At 50.0% G+C, this 18,321-nt stretch carries 15 protein-coding genes and 4 tRNA genes; 15 read left to right on the forward strand and 4 right to left on the reverse strand.

Annotated features, from left to right (window positions below; genetic code table 11):
* The first annotated feature begins 6 nt into the window (after positions 1-6).
* The 3 genes from QUE64_RS04530 to QUE64_RS04540 all read left to right on the forward strand — a co-directional run bounded on the left by QUE64_RS04530 (position 7) and on the right by QUE64_RS04540 (position 1,708).
* A tRNA-Val gene (locus QUE64_RS04530) sits at positions 7-82 on the forward strand.
* Between the two features lie 13 nt (positions 83-95).
* Positions 96-1,535, forward strand: coding sequence for a peptidylprolyl isomerase (locus tag QUE64_RS04535; RefSeq protein ID WP_286226089.1), 1,440 nt, complete (start codon positions 96-98; stop codon positions 1,533-1,535).
* A 38-nt stretch (positions 1,536-1,573) separates the two neighbouring features.
* On the forward strand, positions 1,574-1,708 hold the full coding sequence (locus tag QUE64_RS04540; protein WP_286226090.1) for a hypothetical protein: 135 nt from the start codon (positions 1,574-1,576) through the stop codon (positions 1,706-1,708).
* 51 nt (positions 1,709-1,759) lie between these two features.
* Here QUE64_RS04540 and QUE64_RS04545 read toward each other — a convergent pair whose 3' ends face one another.
* Entirely contained in the window at positions 1,760-2,422 is a 663-nt protein-coding gene (locus QUE64_RS04545) for an arylesterase (protein WP_458574693.1), read from the reverse strand.
* Position 2,423: 1 nt separating this feature from the next.
* Between QUE64_RS04545 and QUE64_RS04550 the strand changes: the two genes are divergently transcribed.
* From QUE64_RS04550 to QUE64_RS04565, 4 genes are all read left to right on the forward strand, one after another.
* Positions 2,424-3,113, forward strand: coding sequence for an ABC transporter ATP-binding protein (locus tag QUE64_RS04550; RefSeq protein WP_286226091.1), 690 nt, complete (start codon positions 2,424-2,426; stop codon positions 3,111-3,113).
* A 38-nt stretch (positions 3,114-3,151) separates the two neighbouring features.
* Entirely contained in the window at positions 3,152-7,138 is a 3,987-nt protein-coding gene (gene purL / locus QUE64_RS04555; RefSeq protein ID WP_286226167.1) for a phosphoribosylformylglycinamidine synthase, read from the forward strand.
* Positions 7,139-7,168: 30 nt separating this feature from the next.
* On the forward strand, positions 7,169-7,915 hold the full coding sequence (locus tag QUE64_RS04560) for a spermine/spermidine synthase domain-containing protein (protein ID WP_286226092.1): 747 nt from the start codon (positions 7,169-7,171) through the stop codon (positions 7,913-7,915).
* A 67-nt stretch (positions 7,916-7,982) separates the two neighbouring features.
* Positions 7,983-8,237: a hypothetical protein gene (locus QUE64_RS04565; protein WP_286224647.1), complete on the forward strand. Its 255-nt coding sequence runs from the start codon at positions 7,983-7,985 to the stop codon at positions 8,235-8,237.
* Between the two features lie 83 nt (positions 8,238-8,320).
* On the opposite strand, the gene acnB is transcribed toward QUE64_RS04565, so the two are convergent.
* Both acnB and QUE64_RS04575 read right to left on the reverse strand, forming a co-directional pair.
* Positions 8,321-10,906 (reverse strand): bifunctional aconitate hydratase 2/2-methylisocitrate dehydratase, encoded by a 2,586-nt coding sequence (gene acnB, locus QUE64_RS04570; RefSeq protein ID WP_286226093.1) that lies wholly within the window; start codon positions 10,904-10,906, stop codon positions 8,321-8,323.
* A gap of 96 nt (positions 10,907-11,002) precedes the next feature.
* Entirely contained in the window at positions 11,003-11,191 is a 189-nt protein-coding gene (locus QUE64_RS04575) for a superinfection immunity protein (RefSeq protein ID WP_286226095.1), read from the reverse strand.
* 92 nt (positions 11,192-11,283) lie between these two features.
* Between QUE64_RS04575 and QUE64_RS04580 the strand changes: the two genes are divergently transcribed.
* The 4 genes from QUE64_RS04580 to ftsB are packed head-to-tail and all read left to right on the forward strand — an operon-like array spanning position 11,284 to position 15,500.
* Positions 11,284-12,945, forward strand: a complete 1,662-nt coding sequence (locus QUE64_RS04580) for a CTP synthase (protein WP_108508375.1) — start codon at positions 11,284-11,286, stop codon at positions 12,943-12,945.
* 10 nt (positions 12,946-12,955) lie between these two features.
* On the forward strand, positions 12,956-13,819 hold the full coding sequence (gene kdsA, locus QUE64_RS04585; protein WP_286226097.1) for a 3-deoxy-8-phosphooctulonate synthase: 864 nt from the start codon (positions 12,956-12,958) through the stop codon (positions 13,817-13,819).
* A 51-nt stretch (positions 13,820-13,870) separates the two neighbouring features.
* The gene (eno, locus tag QUE64_RS04590) at positions 13,871-15,163 is read left to right on the forward strand and encodes a phosphopyruvate hydratase (RefSeq protein WP_286226098.1); all 1,293 of its coding nucleotides are present in this window, start codon (positions 13,871-13,873) and stop codon (positions 15,161-15,163) included.
* Positions 15,164-15,176: 13 nt separating this feature from the next.
* Complete coding sequence (gene ftsB, locus QUE64_RS04595) at positions 15,177-15,500, forward strand: cell division protein FtsB (protein ID WP_286224653.1); 324 nt, start codon at positions 15,177-15,179, stop codon at positions 15,498-15,500.
* Here ftsB and hslO read toward each other — a convergent pair whose 3' ends face one another.
* The gene (gene hslO / locus QUE64_RS04600) at positions 15,501-16,475 is read right to left on the reverse strand and encodes an Hsp33 family molecular chaperone HslO (protein ID WP_286226099.1); all 975 of its coding nucleotides are present in this window, start codon (positions 16,473-16,475) and stop codon (positions 15,501-15,503) included.
* A gap of 38 nt (positions 16,476-16,513) precedes the next feature.
* Here hslO and gltX point away from each other — a divergent pair, with 38 nt between their 5' ends.
* The 4 genes from gltX to QUE64_RS04620 all read left to right on the forward strand — a co-directional run bounded on the left by gltX (position 16,514) and on the right by QUE64_RS04620 (position 18,230).
* A complete protein-coding gene (gltX, locus tag QUE64_RS04605) occupies positions 16,514-17,917 on the forward strand; it encodes a glutamate--tRNA ligase (protein ID WP_286226168.1) in 1,404 nt (467 codons plus the stop codon).
* Positions 17,918-17,951: 34 nt separating this feature from the next.
* Positions 17,952-18,027: transfer RNA gene (locus QUE64_RS04610), tRNA-Ala, on the forward strand.
* Between the two features lie 19 nt (positions 18,028-18,046).
* Positions 18,047-18,122 (forward strand) — tRNA-Glu (locus tag QUE64_RS04615).
* A 31-nt stretch (positions 18,123-18,153) separates the two neighbouring features.
* Positions 18,154-18,230 (forward strand) — tRNA-Asp (locus tag QUE64_RS04620).
* Positions 18,231-18,321 lie beyond the last annotated feature (91 nt).

The following is an 18,321-nucleotide window of genomic DNA, read 5'->3' on the forward strand; positions in this document are numbered from 1 at the left end:
TTTTAAGGGTGCTTAGCTCAGCTGGTAGAGCGTCTGCCTTACACGCAGAATGTCAGCGGTTCGATCCCGTTAGCACCCACCATTCTTTTTAATCCATGCTCGACTCCGTTCGTAAACACCAAAAACTAGCGCAGATCATTCTGTTGATCTTTATCGTCCCATCATTTGCGCTCTTTGGTATCTCGAGCTATACGGATTTCTTTGACAAAGATACCGATTTGGTCAAGATTGATGGCAAACCCATTACCACCCAAGAGGTGGATAACAATGCTAAGCGTCAAGCCGAGCGATTTGGTGGAACTAGTCAAATTGCGCAGAGTCTGCCATTCCGACAAGCCGTATTAGATGAGTTGATTCAGCAGCGTCTCTTGGCATTTGCCGTACGCGACCTCAAACTCAGTATTAGCAATGCCTACCTCAGTCAAAGCTTAGCGCAGATCCCAGAGATCAAGGCCATGTACAAACCCGATGGTAGTTTTGACTCTGCCCGCTATCGTCAACTATTAGCCAATGTGGGCATGACCGTTGATCAATTTGAGAATGCTCAACGCTTTGATCTCATGATTCAGCAACTGGTTACCGCAGTGGCGCGTACCGAGTTACCAAATCCAAAATTAGCAAGCATGATCTCAACCATGTATGAGACCGAACGTCAGGTTCAATCTTTACGATTTACAGCCAATGAGTTTGTAAACAAAGTGAACCCAACCGATGCTCAATTGCAGGAGTATTACCAGGCTAATACCAAACTCTTTGAGTCTCCTGAGACCATCGATGTGGAGTTCCTGGTTCTCAAAGCTGATCCGAAAGAAGACGCTAAAGTATTTAATGACAAGGCTGATCAGTTCGCCAACATCACCTATGATCAAGCAGACAGTCTTAAACCAGCAGCGGATAAATTAAAGCTCTCCATTCAGTCGGCCAAAGGGGTGGGGCGTAATGGTCAAGCGAGTCTTTCCAAAGATCATCCCATGAATGATCGACGCGTGGTGCAAGCGCTATTTAATGATGAAGCACTCAAGAACAAACGTAATATCGAAGCAGTACAAATTGCCCCTGGCACCTTTGTATCGGCGCGCGTAGTAACGTTCAACCCCTCTAAAGTTTTACCCTACAAAGAGGTGAGTGCTGAAGTGCGCCGCCAATACAGTCTGAAGGCTGCCCAAAAACTAGCAGCCGAAGCAGCGGGCACGCGCTTTGAGGTCCTACAAAAGAACCCGAATGACACCAATGGTTTTGGTAAGCCAGTATGGGTCTCGCGTAATAAGCCAATCGATCTTATTGGCCCACAACTCGATGCGGTCATGGCGGTTGATCCAGCCAAACTACCTGTAGTGGTATCTGCTCAAGGCTCGGATGGCGGAATCACTTTGTATCGCATTGATCAAGTGCGTCAACCACCAGCTGCAGACCCTAAAATGAGAGCTGCACAAGCACAGCAAATGGAAGCGTTAGCAGCTCAAGCAGAGTTTGCGGCCTTCCTCAATCACATGCGCATCTTGGCAGATGTGAAGATTATCAATCCTCTAAAGTAGTATTGTTCGTGGAGGATTTCTATCAATCACCAGAATTCATGGAAAAACTTCAGGCAGTCGCTAAGAAAAATCCTGACCTGCCAGTTTCGATGATTGAAGATATTTTGATTGGCCTAGATCAAGTTAGTGCAAATCAGACCACTAATTATCATTTTGAATCAGATCTGACCTGATCTTATTGCTAGGGATAGGGTTTTCATTCTTATCCCACGTTAGCAACAAACCTAATTAGTTTTAAGAAGCTCTCGGTATGGTTCGAGAGCCTTCCAGACATTATTAAACAGGATTGGTTGTGCCTGTTCATTTGGATGAATCCGATCCGCCTGAAATAACTCAGGCCGTGTAGCAACACCTTCTAGAAAAAAAGGCAGCAGGGGAACTTGCTCCGACTGCGATAGGGTCACAAACAGCCGCGCAAACTGCTTGGTATATTCCTGACCATAGTTGGGAGGGATTTGCATCCCTAGTAGCAAGACCTCAGCACCACTTTTCTTACTCATCACGATCATCTCTTTGAGGTTTTTCTGAGTCGCTGCGAGTGAGAGTCCTCGCAAGGCATCGTTGGCGCCCAGCTCAATAATCACTAAACGAGGTTTGATACGTTTTAAGAGATCTGGCAGACGACTTAAGCCACCTGCAGTGGTCTCACCGCTAATGCTGGCATTGGCAACTTGCCAAATACTGCCATCCTTACGTAATTGATTTTGGAGCAATCCCACCCAACCGGTGCCGCGTGGCAGTCCGTACTCTGCAGAAAGGCTATCGCCCAGAACGAGGAGTTGTGGAGTCGCGCTTGGGGTCTTAGCAGTTTGTGCCTGCACGGGTGCGGCACTGACGAGTAAGATGGAGGCCAATCCAACAACAAATTGTTTAAACAAGGGATTCACATTGACTATTGTGCATGAATCTGCCCCAGTCTTGCAGGCCAAAGGTGTGGGTAAAACAGTTCAGACCAGTGATGGGCTGCTTGCCATTTTGCAAGACATTAATTTCACGATTCGATCAGGAGAGTCGGTTGCCATCGTGGGAGCATCGGGATCTGGTAAGAGCACACTGTTGGGATTGATGGCTGGCCTAGATCTACCCACGAGCGGCTCGATTGAGCTTATGCAACAGGATCTTGGTCGATTGGATGAAGACGGTCGGGCAAGGCTCAGGGGTCAGTTCGTGGGCTTTGTGTTTCAGTCCTTTCAGCTAGTACCGCATCTCAATGCCCTCGAAAACGTCATGCTACCTTTGGAGATCCGCGGTACGCCCCTCTCTCAAGCACGTGAGCTCGCAGCCGATTGCCTCGCACGCGTCGGTTTATCGCAACGCTTGATGCATTACCCAAAAACCTTATCCGGTGGTGAACAACAACGCGTAGCCTTAGCCCGTGCATTTGTGAGCCAGCCATCCATTCTGTTTGCCGATGAGCCCACTGGTAGTTTGGATGAGACTAGCGGTTCCAAAGTCATTGAACTCCTTTTTGAGCTCAACCGTGAGAACGGCTCCACCTTAATCCTAGTAACCCATGACCCTCAACTCGCAAGGCGCTGCAGCCGTCAGTTAACCCTGCAAGGTGGTCGTCTGGTCTAAAACAAGGACTGGGGTCGCTGGGATCTTATAATTACATGATGTCCTTTTTCCGTTGTCTGCCCGGGGCCGATGCCCTCTCTGTATTCCGTCAACAACGGCTTCTGAGTCACCTCCATCAGGAAGGGATTGAACTTCAGTCGATTCAGGCTCAGTATCTCCACTTTGTTTGGTCCACCAATGAGTTAACAAGCGATGAGCTCGCGACCCTCGAGGCACTACTGCAGTATGGTGAACCATTTGAAGCAAAAGCAGCGCCTAATCGTGCGATCGTGATTCCACGTTTTGGCACGGTTTCTCCGTGGGCAAGTAAGGCGACGGATATCGCCCATCAGTGCGGATTAAAAGTCCTTCGAATTGAACGCGGTATTCGTTACCAATGGAGCGCAAAACGCACGCTCAACCCAGAACAAGAACGTATTCTCCACGCCAGCCTGTTTGATCGCATGACCGAGGTCATCATTGCTTCCCCAGATGAGGCGAACGCCCTCTATCAAACCTTACCCGATCGCCCATTCACTCGGATTGATGTCATTGGTTTGGGTCAAAAGGCACTGGATGATGCAAATCAATCGCTCGGCTTAGCACTCTCTACCGATGAGATCGCTTATCTGGAGGAGAACTTCAGGCGCTTAGGTCGCAATCCTAGCGATGTGGAGTTGATCATGTTTGCCCAGGCAAATAGTGAACACTGTCGCCACAAAATCTTTAATGCGAGTTGGACAATCGATGGAAAGGAGCAAGAGCATTCGCTCTTTGCCATGATTCGGAACACGCACCGCTTGCAACCCAAAGGGACAGTAGTGGCTTACTCGGATAACTCGGCCATTATGGAAGGGTGCGAAGCGGATATATGGAGCTCCACGGGGCCCGCAGGGCAATACCACACCAAGCGAGTCCTAGTACACACCTTAATGAAGGTTGAGACCCACAACCATCCCACTGCGATTGCTCCGTTCCAGGGGGCGGCTACGGGATCGGGTGGAGAGATCCGTGATGAGGGCGCAACCGGTATTGGTGGCAAACCCAAAGCAGGTCTTACTGGGTTTTCGGTATCGAACTTGCATATTCCTGGAACGAACTTGCCATGGGAGCAAAAGCCCTACGGCAAACCAGAGCGGATCGCGACCCCCTTACAAATCATGATCGATGGCCCATTGGGTGGCGCCGCCTTTAATAACGAGTTTGGTCGCCCTAATCTGGGAGGGTATTTCAGGGTCTTTGAGCAAACGATTGCAGGCAAGCGCCGCGGTTATCACAAGCCCATCATGATCGCGGGCGGGATTGGTGCGATTGAAGACATTCACACCCATAAGAAAACCATTCTAGATGGCGATCTACTAATTCAGTTGGGTGGCCCAGGGATGCGCATTGGTATGGGTGGTGGGACAGCAAGCTCCATGGCAACCGGAACCAACACCGCCGATCTTGACTTTGACTCCGTGCAGCGTGGTAACCCGGAGATTGAGCGTCGTGCGCAAGAGGTGATTAATCAATGCCGAGCATTAGGGGAGAACAACCCCATTGTGTCAATCCATGATGTCGGAGCAGGTGGTTTATCGAATGCATTTCCTGAGCTCGCTGACAGCGCCAAGCTCGGTGCGCAATTTGAGCTACGCAACATTCCGCTGGAAGAGAGCGGTATGAGTCCTGCCGAGGTCTGGTGCAATGAATCGCAAGAGCGCTATGTGATTGCGATCCACGCTAAAGACCTTGAGCGCTTTGCCGCTCTTTGCGAGCGGGAGCGTTGCCCCTATGCCGTCGTGGGCCACACCACGCAAGAGCGTCAACTGCAATTGCACGATCAGCAGCAAAGCGCTAACCCAGATCAACAGTATCCAATTGATATGCCCATGGAGGTGCTCCTAGGTAAGCCTCCCAAAATGCACCGTAATGTAGAAAGTACGCAGGAGCAGTTTGCCCCCATCAATTGCAATGAGATTGATCTCAAAGTGGCGATTGAGGCGGTATTACAACAACCAACGGTAGCCAGTAAATCATTCTTAATCACGATCGGGGATCGCACCGTGGGTGGCTTGAACTCGCGGGACCCATTTGTGGGTCCATGGCAAGTACCGGTGGCTGATTGCGCGGTCACCACCATGGACTATCAGGGTTATCGTGGAGAAGCGATGAGTATGGGTGAGCGCACCCCCGTGGCTCTGTTTAATGCGCCAGCAGCAGCCAAGATGGCAGTAGGTGAAGCCATCACGAATATTCTGGCAGCAGATGTCCGAGGAATTGAAGACATTAAGCTCTCAGCGAACTGGATGGCTGCCTGTGGTCAAGCGGGCGAGGATGCCAAACTCTTTGCCTCAGTCGAGGCGGTCGGTATGGAACTTTGTCCGGCCTTAGGAATCTCGATCCCAGTGGGGAAAGATTCTTTATCAATGGCCACGACCTGGCAGGATCAGAATCAAACCAAACAAGTGATTGCACCGGTCTCACTAATCATCTCAGCGTTTGCCCCAGTGCAAGATGTTCATAAAACACTCACACCGCAGCTCAACACCGAGATCGCAGATACCGAGCTGATTCTGATTGATCTAGGGTGCAATCAAAATCGCATGGCAGGTAGCATTCTTACCCAAGTGTTTGATCAAACCGATTTTGAGGCACCCTCCGTTGACAGACCTGAGGTCCTCAAAGGATTTGCCAACGCGATTACACAACTGCGTGCCAAACAAATGGTCTTGGCCTATCACGACCGTTCGGACGGAGGACTCCTCGCCTGTATTGCCGAAATGGCCTTTGCTACTCACCGCGGTATTTCGATCAATGTTGATCTACTTTGCATTGATGCGCGGACCGAACAAGATTATGGTGATGCGAAGAACTGGGCTAGCCAAGTGAGTGGTCGACGCCACGAGCAAACCATACGGGCACTCTTTAATGAAGAGCTTGGAGTGGTCATTCAGATTGAACGGTCCCAGCGCGATCAGGTATTTGCTATCTTGCGAGAGCAGGGCATCAGTGCCTATAGCCATGTGATTGGCAAAGCCAATCAAAACGACACCCTAGAGATCTGGCGAGATGCCAAATGTATCTATACAGAGAGCCGCATCACCTTGCAAAAACTTTGGCAAAACACCAGCTATCAAATTGCGCGCCTGCGCGATAATCCCGAATGCGTCGATAGTGAGTTCAATGCCTTAGATGACGCCAAGGACCCGGGTATGAGCCCGAAACTCACGTTTGATCCCAGTAAAAATATCAGTGCGCCATATCTCCAACAGGTAAGTCGTCCAAAGATCGCAATCTTGCGCGAGCAAGGCGTGAACTCGCATCTGGAGATGGCGTATGCGATGGATCTTGCCGGCTTCGCCACGCATGATGTACATATGAGCGATTTACTGGCTGGCAGAGCCCATCTGAAGGACTTTCAAGGCTTAGTAGCCTGCGGTGGATTTAGCTACGGCGATGTATTGGGAGCGGGTGAGGGTTGGGCAAAGACCATTTTGTTTAACCAGATGCTCAGTGATCAGTTCAAGGCATTTTTCAATCGCTCGGACAGCTTTGCCTTGGGTGTTTGCAATGGCTGTCAGATGATGAGTAATTTATCGAAACTCATTCCGGGGGCGGATGCGTGGCCGAAGTTCACGCGTAATCAATCGGAGCAATACGAAGCGCGTTTGGTGATGGTGGAAGTATTGGATTCACCATCGCTATTCTTTAAAGGGATGGAAGGCAGTCATTTACCCATCGCAGTAGCGCATGGTGAAGGGTATGCCAATTTTAAACACCAAGGTAATTATCAGCAGATTGAATCCAATCACTTAGCAGCCATGCGTTTTATTGATCACTACGGTAATCCAACTGAACGCTATCCCTTTAATCCCAATGGCTCACCCCATGGACTCACCAGCGTAACGACTGCTGATGGCCGCTTTACCGTGATGATGCCGCACCCCGAGCGCGTGTTCAGAAATGTGCAAATGAGTTGGTATCCCAAAGAATGGAACCAAAACGCCGATGGGGCAAGCCCCTGGTTGCGCATGTTCCGTAATGCCCGTGTTTGGGTGAACTAGGTGGCCAGTAATAAAACTAAATTTCCCCCTGTGACATTGTCGGAGTCAGGCGGAATTCGTTATCTCCATCTTGGTACTCCATGGATCCAAGGCGCGATGCGCATTCGCGATCCAAATGAGATCTATCTCGAGTACTCGCAGCAAATGATGGCATGGTTACTCTTTTTGCAGAGTAAGCCCAAGATGCAGGTCGCGCAATTGGGCTTGGGCACTGGCTCACTCGCGAAGTTCACCCTAGAGCATTGTCCCGATGTTGTGAATACGGTTGTCGAGCTAAACCCCGCAGTCATCCTGGCGGCGAGAACGATGTTTGCTTTACCCGACGACCATACGAAGCTACGAGTTCTACAGGAGGATGCCTTAGCCTTTGTGAATAACAAACGGCATCAGCAGCAGTTCGACGTCTTGCAAGTGGATTTATATGATGCGGATGCCAAAGGTCCCGTCTTAAGTTCGCTCGAGTTTTATCAAGGCTGTTACCGAACCTTAAAGACAGTTGGGGTGATGACCGTTAATCTGTTCTCACAACACAAAAGCTTTGACATTAATCTCAATCATATGTGTAAAGCCTTTCAGGGTAGGGTGCTGATATTCCCGGAATCGCACGATTGCAATGCCGTCGCGATCGCTTTCAAAGGACCAATGATCAAAATTGATTGGGAGCGTATTGTGCAGCGCGCCAAAATCATTGAGAAAACGACGGGATTGCCAACCAAGTCTTGGGCAAATGGCTTACGGGCTGTGAATGCCCACCAAGAAGAGCGACTGGTTATTTAAATAACCCTTTTCTTTTACATGTTTAGGTGTAATATTCGCTTTACACAACCTTTGTGGGGTATTAGCGATGACCGACACTACTTTTATTAGCCTTTTCATCCTCTTTGGCGCGTGTTTTGGGTTTATCACCTATGAACAACGTCACTTATTTAGTGAGGGTCCTCATAAGGCAAAGGGCTCGGATGACAGCCCATTTGAGACCCGCACCTTTTGGGTCCTGCTATGCGCATTACTCTGGCCAATCATGGTCGTTACCAGAGTCCACAGCGCTTGGATCATGCATAAACGCAGAAAACAAGCGAAGCCAGTCGCCTTACATTGAGATTTAAATCATCACCGAAGAGTGAAAACTGAAACAAAAAAGCCCAAGGCTAAAACCTTGGGCTTAATCGTTTAAGGGAAGACTTAAACGCTGACGGTATCCGCAACTTCACTAAAGTCTTTGATCTTGTCAAAGTTCATGTAGCGATACACATCATTGGCTTTGGCATTGACCGCTTGGAACTGTTCCAAGTACTCCGCCATGGTGGGTATGCGACCCAAGAGGGCGGCAACCGCAGCCAGCTCCGCAGAGGCTAAATACACCCGTGTATCAATTCCTAAGCGATTAGGGAAGTTACGTGTCGATGTAGAAACCGCTGAGGCACCCTTGCGCATCTGCGCTTGATTACCCATGCACAATGAACAACCTGGCGACTCCATGCGTGCACCGGTGCGACCCAAAATGCCGTAATAGCCTTCCTCAGTGAGGATCATGGCATCCATCTTGGTGGGTGGCGCAATCCATAAGCGCGTTGGAATATCCGTTTTACCTTCAAGGATCTTGCCGGCGGCACGGAAGTGACCGATATTGGTCATGCACGAACCAATAAATACCTCATCGATCTTGTCACCTTGAACCTCCGAGAGATATTTGACATCATCGGGATCGTTGGGGCAAGCCAAGATGGGTTCCTTGATCTCGTTCATATCGATCTCAATGATCTCGGCGTAATCTGCATTCTCATCGGCCTTGAGCAATTGTGGATTGGCAATCCAGCTCTCCATCGCCTTAATGCGACGCGCGAGCGTACGTTTATCTTCATAGCCATTCGCGATCATCCACTTCATGAGCGTAATGTTGGAGCGCATGTACTCAATGATGGGCTCTTTGTTGAGATGCACAGTGCAACCACCGGCTGAGCGCTCGGCCGATGCATCGGAAAGTTCAAAGGCTTGCTCAACCTTGAGATCAGGCAGGCCCTCAATCTCGAGGATGCGACCCGAGAACACATTCTTCTTGCCTTTCTTCTCAACGGTGAGTAAGCCACGCTTAATCGCAAAGAGGGGAATGGCATTCACTAAGTCGCGCAAAGTAATGCCCGGTTGCATTTGACCTTTAAAGCGAACCAAGACAGACTCGGGCATATCCAGAGGCATGACACCGGTGGCAGCCGCGAATGCGACCAGACCCGAGCCAGCGGGGAAGGAGATGCCAATTGGGAAACGAGTATGGCTATCACCACCCGTGCCACAGGTATCGGGCAGTAACAAACGGTTTAACCAACTGTGGATCACGCCATCGCCTGGGCGCAGTGAGACGCCACCGCGATTGGTCATAAACGATGGCAGTTCATGATGGGTACGAATGTCCACTGGCTTTGGATAGGCCGAGGTGTGGCAGAACGACTGCATCACTAGGTCCGCTGAGAATCCAAGGCAGGCGAGATCTTTGAGTTCATCGCGGGTCATGGGGCCAGTTGTATCTTGCGAACCAACGGTGGTCATATGGGGCTCGCAATAGGTTCCTGGACGAACGCCTTGACCTTCGGGCAAGCCACAGGCACGACCGACCATTTTCTGTGCCAAGCTAAAGCCCTTCTTGTTATCAGGTGGGCTAATCGGTACTCGGAACTCGGTTGATGCAGGTAAGCCTAATGAAGCACGCGCCTTGGCGGTTAAGCCGCGACCAATGATGAGTGGAATACGACCGCCGGCGCGGACCTCATCGAGAATCACCGGTGACTTCAGGGTGAACTCCGCAATCACTTTGCCATCTTTGAGCACTTTGCCTTCATAGGGGCGAAGCTCAATGACATCGCCCATATTCATTTGATTGACATCGAGCTCAATTGGCAGGGCACCCGCATCTTCCATGGTGTTAAAGAAGATCGGTGCAATCTTGCCACCTAAGCAAACGCCTCCATAGCGCTTATTGGGAACGAAGGGAATGTCTTGGCCAGTCCACCAAAGCACAGAGTTGGTAGCGGATTTACGAGACGATCCAGTGCCCACCACATCGCCCACATAGGCAATTTGATGACCCTTTTGTTTGAGTGCTTCAATTTGTTTCATGGGGCCACGCACTCCAGCCTCATCAGGCTCAATACCCGGACGGGGGTTTTTGAGCATGACGGTCGCATGGAGCGGAATATCTGGACGGCTCCAAGCATCGGGGGCCGGGGAGAGGTCATCAGTATTGGTCTCACCAGTTACCTTGAAAACCGTTAGGGTCATGGACTCAGGGACGGCGGGGCGGCTGGTAAACCACTCGGCATTCGCCCAGCTCTGAATAACAGCCTTAGCATTTGCATTACCTTTCTCTGCTAAGTCATTGACGTCATTAAAGTAATCAAACATGAGTAAGGTTTTCTTGAGGGCTTCGGTCGCGGCAGCGCCACACTCCTTATCCTCAAGCAATTCAACTAATGGCTTGATGTTGTAGCCCCCAAGCATGGTGCCCAAGAGTTCGGTCGCTTTGACACGAGAAATCACGGGGGACTGCAGCTTACCTTTAGCAACCGCATCCAAAAACTCAGCTTTCACCTTAGCGGCTTCATCCACCCCAGCAGGCACACGATAGGTAATTAAATCAAGGAGTTGTGCCTCTAAACCCTTGGGAGGGTTTTGCAGCATTTTGACCAATTCAGCGGTTTGATCCTTGGTTAATGGGAGGGCGGGGATGCCTTGCGCGGCACGTTCGGCTACGTGGGATTGGTATGCGTCTAACATAAGATTCCTGATCAGAAGTGGGCCAAAAGAACAGGCTATATTGTAAAACTTTACTGACAGCGGATCTAGTGAAAATACCCCTAATCCGCCTGATATTTACAGGATCTCTTCGTCCTTCAGAGCCCAAACCAGGGCAATCACCCAGCCAATTAAGGACCAACCTAAAAAGAGGTTCAGGGCAAAAATAGCCCCGGTATTGGCGCGTTTGCGGTAAAACGCAATCGCTAATGGGAGGAAGTAAAACAGGGATAAAAGGGTGATGAGGATGGCGAACAATAAACGCATTCCCAATTTTACTTAGGGCAAGTCCGAAGTCTCTTTTTTTCAATCCGCTCCAGCTATCGTTATAATTGCGTATTACCAACAGACGTTAAGCGATGACCAAATACGTTTTTGTCACTGGTGGTGTAGTTTCTTCTCTCGGAAAAGGAATTGCAGCCGCCTCGCTTGCCGCGATTCTTGAATCACGCGGCCTGAAAGTCACCCTCCTAAAATTAGACCCTTACATCAACGTTGACCCTGGAACGATGAGTCCGTTTCAGCACGGAGAAGTATTTGTGACCGAAGACGGGGCTGAGACCGATCTCGATTTGGGTCATTACGAGCGTTTTGTCAGCGCCAAGATGCGCAAGAGCAATAACTTCACCACCGGCCAAATTTATGAGTCGGTGATTCGCAAAGAGCGCCGTGGTGAGTATCTCGGCAAGACAGTTCAAGTGATTCCCCACATTACCAATGAGATTCAGGCCTTTGTGGAGAAGGGTGCTAAAGCCAGTCATGATGGCCATGCCGATATTGCCATTTGCGAGATTGGCGGTACCGTCGGTGATATTGAATCACTTCCGTTCTTGGAAGCAGCCCGCCAAATGAGCTTGCGACTTCCTAAAGGTGATTGCGCATTTGTCCATCTCACCCTAGTGCCCTGGATTCAGAGTGCGGGTGAGTTGAAGACCAAACCCACCCAACACTCGGTGCAAAAACTGCGCGAGATCGGGATTTTGCCAACGGTCTTATTGTGCCGTGCCGATCGCGAGATCCCCGATGACGAGCGCGCCAAGATCTCTTTGTTCTCGAATGTGCGTGAAGAAGCAGTGATCTCAGTGTGGGATGTCGATACGATTTATAAGATTCCGAAGATGCTGCATGAGCAGGGGATGGATGAGCTCTTATGCAAGGAGCTCAATATTCAAGCCAAACCTGCCGATCTCTCGATGTGGGATTCCTTGGTGTATGAGCTTGAGCATCCTCAATATGAGGTCACGATTGGTATGGTGGGTAAATATGTGGACCTCACCGAATCGTATAAATCATTGATTGAAGCACTACGCCATGCTGGCATTCACAATCACACCAAAATTAATATTCGCTACATTGACTCCGAGCGCCTTGAGCAGGGCAATCTAGAGTGTCTCTATGATCTCGATGCTATTTTGGTACCCGGTGGATTTGGTAAGCGCGGCACTGAAGGAAAAATTAAAGCCATTCAGTATGCGCGTGAGAACGACGTGCCATATTTAGGTATCTGTTTGGGAATGCAACTTGCTGTGATCGAGTTTGCTAGGCATGTTGCTAAGATTGAGGCGGCCAACAGCACCGAGTTTGATCCAGAGACCCCCAATCCAGTTGTGGCACTCATTACTGAGTGGCTCGACCGTGAGGGCAAGATTGAAAAACGTGCAGCCGACTCCGATATGGGCGGAACAATGCGCTTGGGTTCACAAAAATGCCCAGTGAAGCCCAATACACTTGCTCATAGCATTTATGGTGCTGAAGTAAATGAGCGTCACCGCCATCGCTATGAGGTGAATAATATCTACGCTCCAAAGCTTGAGAAGGCCGGCATGATTATTTCTGCGCGTACCCCCAATGAAGATCTGCCGGAGATGATGGAGTTGCCTAAATCGATGCATCCATGGTTCTTCGGTGTGCAGTTCCATCCCGAGTTCACCTCAACCCCAAGAGCCGGGCACCCCTTGTTCTTGGCGTACATCCGCGCTGCGCTCGCGCGTCAAACTGCTAAAACAGCAGTCGCTGCGTAATTGGATCTTTATGTTTAATCATTTGTGTGGCTTCGAGATTGGTTTAAACAAACCTTTCTTCTTGATTGCGGGCCCGTGCGTGATTGAGTCGGAGCAGTTTTCCATTGACACGGCTGGTCAGATCAAAGCAATTTGTGCCGATCTCAACATCCCCTTCATTTACAAGTCCTCCTTTGATAAAGCCAATCGTTCCTCAGGATCCTCGTTTCGGGGACTGGGAATGGAAAAGGGCTTGGCAATCTTAGAAAAGGTCAAGAAACAAATTGGCGTACCAGTCCTCACCGACGTACATGAAATCAGCGATGTGGCAGCGGTAGCCTCCGTAGTTGATGTCTTGCAAACCCCAGCGTTTCTCTGTCGCCAGACAGACTTCATTGCTGCTGTTGCTCAAAGTGGCAAACCAGTCAATATTAAGAAGGGGCAATTCTTATCCCCGTATGAGATGGGTAATGTAGTCGATAAAGCGCGGGCTGCTGCGCGTGAGAAAAATCTACCCGATCAATTTATGGTGTGCGAACGTGGTGCCAGCTTTGGCTATAACAACTTAGTCTCGGATATGCGTAGCCTCGCCATCATGCGCGCGACGCAAGCCCCCGTTGTGTTTGATGCAACCCATTCTGTGCAATTGCCCGGTGGTCAAGGCAGCAGTAGTGGTGGGCAGCGTGAGTTTGTGCCGGTGCTAGCGCGCGCAGCGGTAGCAGTCGGCATCAGCGGTCTCTTCATGGAAACCCATCCGGATCCAGCTAAGGCTTTATCGGATGGCCCCAATGCAGTGCCGCTCAATCACTTAAAAGAGCTATTAGCAACGCTGCAACAGTTGGATCGTGTTGTGAAACAAGCCAATATGTATTTAGAAGACCGATTTGTGGGTTGACCCTTAGTCAATCATCGACCTTCATCACCGAACAGATATTTAGGAGAGAGCATGAGCGCAATTGTTGACATTATTGGTCGTGAGATCCTGGACTCGCGTGGTAATCCCACCGTCGAGTGCGACGTTCTGTTGGAATCGGGTGTCATGGCACGTGCTGCGGTTCCATCTGGAGCCTCGACTGGCTCGCGCGAAGCAATCGAGTTGCGTGATGGTGATGCAAGTCGTTATCTGGGCAAAGGTGTACTAAAAGCCGTTGAGAACATCAATACCAAAATTGCTGAAACGGTATTGGGTCTAGATGCGAGTGAACAAGCGTTTCTGGATCGCACCTTGAATGATCTTGACGGTACCCACAATAAAGCCGGTCTTGGTGCAAACGCTACCTTAGCCGTATCGATGGCCGTAGCACGCGCCGCTGCAGAAGAGGCCGGCTTGCCACTCTATCGCTATTTTGGTGGCTCGGGCGCCATGCAATTGCCAGTACCGATGATGAACATCGTCAATGGCGGTGCCCACGCTAACAATAGTTTGGATATTCAAGAGTTCATGATCATGCCAGTGGGTGTGGATAGCTTTCGGGAGGCGCTGCGCTGTGGTGCCGAGGTCTTCCACGCACTCAAAAAAATATTGCACGATAAAAATATGCCAACCTCGGTAGGCGATGAAGGCGGCTTTGCGCCCAACTTCAAGAGCAATCAAGAGTGCCTAGAAACCATTCTGAGTGCGATTGAGAAAGCGGGCTATCACGCCGGTGATGATGTGTTGCTGGCCTTAGATTGTGCGGCGAGTGAGTTCTATAAAGATGGCAAGTACCATTTATCAGGCGAGGGTTTGCAACTGAGTTCTACCGAGTTTGCTGATTATCTCGGCAACCTAGCTAATCAGTTCCCGATCGTATCAATTGAAGACGGGATGCATGAGAGTGATTGGGACGGCTGGGCAACCTTAACTCAAAAGCTTGGTCAAACCATTCAGTTGGTTGGGGACGATCTATTTGTCACCAACACTCGCATTCTCAAAGAGGGGATCGATAAAGGCATTGCGAACTCGATTCTGATCAAGATCAACCAAATTGGCACACTCACTGAGACCTTTGCAGCGATCGAGATGGCTAAACGCGCTAATTACACCGCGGTGATCTCTCATCGCTCTGGTGAGACCGAAGACAGCACGATTGCGGATATTGCAGTGGGTACCAATGCTGGTCAAATTAAAACCGGTTCCCTGTCTCGCTCCGATCGGATCGCGAAGTACAACCAGCTCCTGCGCATTGAAGAGGATCTGGGTGATGTGGCGAGCTATCCCGGTAAGGCTGCATTCTACAACCTGCACAATTTAAAGTAAGCCTGCTTGCGTAATGCGCCTGATTATCTACTCGATGTTGGGGTTGCTGATCGTGATTCAGTATCCGCTCTGGTTTGGTCAGGGCGGATGGCTCAAGGCCTATGAGTTAGAGCGTCAGCTTGATGCGCAGATCCAGAAAAATAAAGCCTTAGAAATTCGGAACAATAAACTGGCTGGCGATGTAAAGGATTTAAAAGAGGGCACACGTGCAATTGAAGAACGGGCCCGATCAGAGCATGGGATGCTCAAAGAGGGCGAATATTTTGTGCAGATCGTGCCAAAAGAAGGCGCGCCTCAGAGCCCAAATACTACTCAGGTACCCGTACCCAAACAATAATTAGTGTCCTTTGGAAGGTGGTCGCACAGCATCGCTGAGCGTCGTGCTAGCGAAGGCTTGTTTGCAATCAACGGTATCAAAACGATATTGCATTCCACAAAAGTCGCAGCGAGTCTCTACGGCACCGAGTTCGGCCAATATGCTATCGACCTCTTCTTGACCTAACATTCGAATGACATCTGCGACTCGCTCACGCGAGCAACGGCAGGCAAACCGAACGAGGCGTATTGGAAAGCTACGCACACCAAAGCGCTCAGATTCTTCGAGAAATAAGCGACGCAATAAGGTCTCAGGCGCAACTTCTAAGAGCTCTTCATTGGTAATGGTGCTTCCTAGCATCTGAATGCGCTCCCAACCCTCGGACATCATCTTGGGGTCATATTGAGAGGCGCCACCGGCATCGGGCATGCGTTGCAATAAAAAACCGCCCAAGGATTTTGAACTTGAGGCGAGCCAGATACGGGTATCAATTTGTTCGGAGCGTTGCATATATTGCATGATGGCCTCTGCGACCGTTTCAATCGGCTCGTCCAAACCGGGGTGGGTGGAGGATGGTCGTTTTAATGCCACGATTCCTTGATAGGGTGTTTGGGATGGCTTGCGATCAATCGGATCGAGGGTGATGGCTAAGCGCCCTGAGCCCTCTGCATCAAGTAATTCAGCGAGAGTGGCATTGTCAGGAATTTGACCAAAATCGGGATTGAGGGTGACACTCGCCCGAATCTCAAGTTGGGATGTGCATTCAACTACCAAGAGCTGAATTGGCCCCTTACTCTGGGCTTGAATAATTAAAGTGCCATCGAGCTTGATGCTAGCCGTTAAGAGCGTGGCTGCTGCAATAAACTCGCCCATCACCTTTTGTACCGCCGGTGGGTCATTGCGCAGGGCCAAGATGTTCTGCCATGCACTACCAATCGAGACAAACTCACCCCGCACGGGGGCGCCGTCACACACAAAGACCAAAAGCTGATTCATCCGAAAAATATCCTAAGCAGTTCTGACCTGAGATAATACTGCCCATGCGTATTCGAACTCGTTTTGCCCCAAGCCCAACCGGCTTTATTCATTTAGGTAATCTGCGTAGTGCGTTATACCCCTGGGCCTTTGCGAGAAGCAAGGGCGGGGACTTCATCTTGCGGATTGAAGATACCGATCAAGAACGCTCCTCCCTCGAGGCCGTTGAGGTGATCTTAGAGGGAATGCATTGGCTGGGCTTAGATCCCGATGAGGGTCCCATCTATCAAATGCAACGCATGGACCGCTATCGTGAAGTTCTCAAGCAAATGCTCGCCGATGGCTCGGCATACTATTGTTATATGAGCGAAGATGAGCTCAATCGTTTGCGTGACCAGCAAATGGCTAATAAAGAGAAGCCTCGCTACAACGGCTTTTGGCGTCCCGAACCTGGCAAGACATTGCCAGAACCTCCCAAAGATGCTTTACCCGTAATTCGTTTTAAAAACCCAATTGGCGGCTCAGTCATTTGGAAAGATGCCGTTAAGGGGATGATTGAAATTAGTAACGATGAGTTAGATGATCTCATCATCGCCCGTCCCGATGGCACTCCCACCTATAACTTCTGTGTGGTAGTGGATGATCTCGACATGCAAATTACCCATGTGATTCGGGGCGATGATCATGTGAACAATACCCCACGGCAAATCAATATTATGAAAGCGCTTGGTGGTACGCCGCCGGTCTACGCGCACCTACCAACGGTCTTGGATGAGAGTGGCGAGAAGATGAGTAAGCGCAATGGTGCTCTGAGTGTGCGCGACTATCAAAAAATGGGCTATCTACCTGAAGCGGTCCTAAACTATCTCGCGCGCTTAGGCTGGTCGCACGGCGATGCTGAAGTCTTTACGCAAGAACAGTTTGTGAAATGGTTTGATTTGGAGCACTTGGGTCGCTCACCCGCACAACATAATCCCGAGAAACTACTCTGGCTTAATCACCACTATATTCAGCAGGGCGATGCAAAACGACTTGCGCAGTTGTGCATGCCGTTTATTCATCAGCAGGGGATTGATCTCTCGCAAGGCCCTGATTTTGAGTCCGTGGTTAACTTACTTAAAGATCGTGCGAACACCTTGTTAGAGATCGTCGAAGGTGCCAAGCTTTTCTATCAGGGCCGACCCAATCTCAGTAATGAGCAAATTTCACAAAATATTCCAAATGCTGTGATCCCAGCCATTGCTGATTTTAGAGAGCGACTAATAGCATCAAATCCCAAAACTAAGGAAGAGGTCGCCACTCAACTGAAAGCGACGCTCACTCAGTTTCAACTCAAGATGCCCGCCTTGGCAATGCCAATCCGGTATGCGCTATTTGCCACCACCCAAACGCCAGCGCTTGATGCGGTGATTGCGGTGATGGGTAAGGACGAAGTTGTCGAGCGTCTCTCAAAAATAGGCTAAAATCTTGGATTGTTTTGAAAGTGCACCAATATAAGGGGGTATAGCTCAGCTGGGAGAGCGCTTGCATGGCATGCAAGAGGTCAGCGGTTCGATCCCGCTTATCTCCACCAACAAAACAAGTAGTCCAAGGTCCCCATCGTCTAGAGGCCTAGGACATCACCCTTTCACGGTGAGTACGGGGGTTCGAATCCCCCTGGGGACGCCAGTCATGCAGTGACGCGCATGATGCAGTATCTGGAGCGGTAGTTCAGTTGGTTAGAATATCGGCCTGTCACGCCGAGGGTCGCGGGTTCGAGTCCCGTCCGCTCCGCCAATTTCCAAAAGCCACCTTCGGGTGGTTTTTTCATTTCCTGGTCATGAAAACCACTATCATTACAACAATATTCTCGTTTGAGGTATTTTTG

This window comes from Polynucleobacter sp. HIN7 (assembly GCF_030297595.1).
GTDB lineage: Bacteria > Pseudomonadota > Gammaproteobacteria > Burkholderiales > Burkholderiaceae > Polynucleobacter.

Bases quoted from the DNA above. Each gene is read 5' to 3' on its own strand.
- eno (WP_286226098.1), top strand. From the start codon at position 13,871: ATGAGCGCAATTGTTGACATTATTGGTCGTGAGATCCTGGACTCGCGT.
- ftsB (WP_286224653.1), top strand. From the start codon at position 15,177: ATGCGCCTGATTATCTACTCGATGTTGGGGTTGCTGATCGTGATTCAG.
- QUE64_RS04535 (WP_286226089.1), top strand. From the start codon at position 96: ATGCTCGACTCCGTTCGTAAACACCAAAAACTAGCGCAGATCATTCTG.
- QUE64_RS04580 (WP_108508375.1), top strand. From the start codon at position 11,284: ATGACCAAATACGTTTTTGTCACTGGTGGTGTAGTTTCTTCTCTCGGA.
- purL (WP_286226167.1), top strand. From the start codon at position 3,152: ATGTCCTTTTTCCGTTGTCTGCCCGGGGCCGATGCCCTCTCTGTATTC.
- hslO (WP_286226099.1), bottom strand. From the start codon at position 16,475: ATGAATCAGCTTTTGGTCTTTGTGTGTGACGGCGCCCCCGTGCGGGGT.
- QUE64_RS04540 (WP_286226090.1), top strand. From the start codon at position 1,574: ATGGAAAAACTTCAGGCAGTCGCTAAGAAAAATCCTGACCTGCCAGTT.
- kdsA (WP_286226097.1), top strand. From the start codon at position 12,956: ATGTTTAATCATTTGTGTGGCTTCGAGATTGGTTTAAACAAACCTTTC.
- QUE64_RS04565 (WP_286224647.1), top strand. From the start codon at position 7,983: ATGACCGACACTACTTTTATTAGCCTTTTCATCCTCTTTGGCGCGTGT.
- acnB (WP_286226093.1), bottom strand. From the start codon at position 10,906: ATGTTAGACGCATACCAATCCCACGTAGCCGAACGTGCCGCGCAAGGC.
- QUE64_RS04575 (WP_286226095.1), bottom strand. From the start codon at position 11,191: ATGCGTTTATTGTTCGCCATCCTCATCACCCTTTTATCCCTGTTTTAC.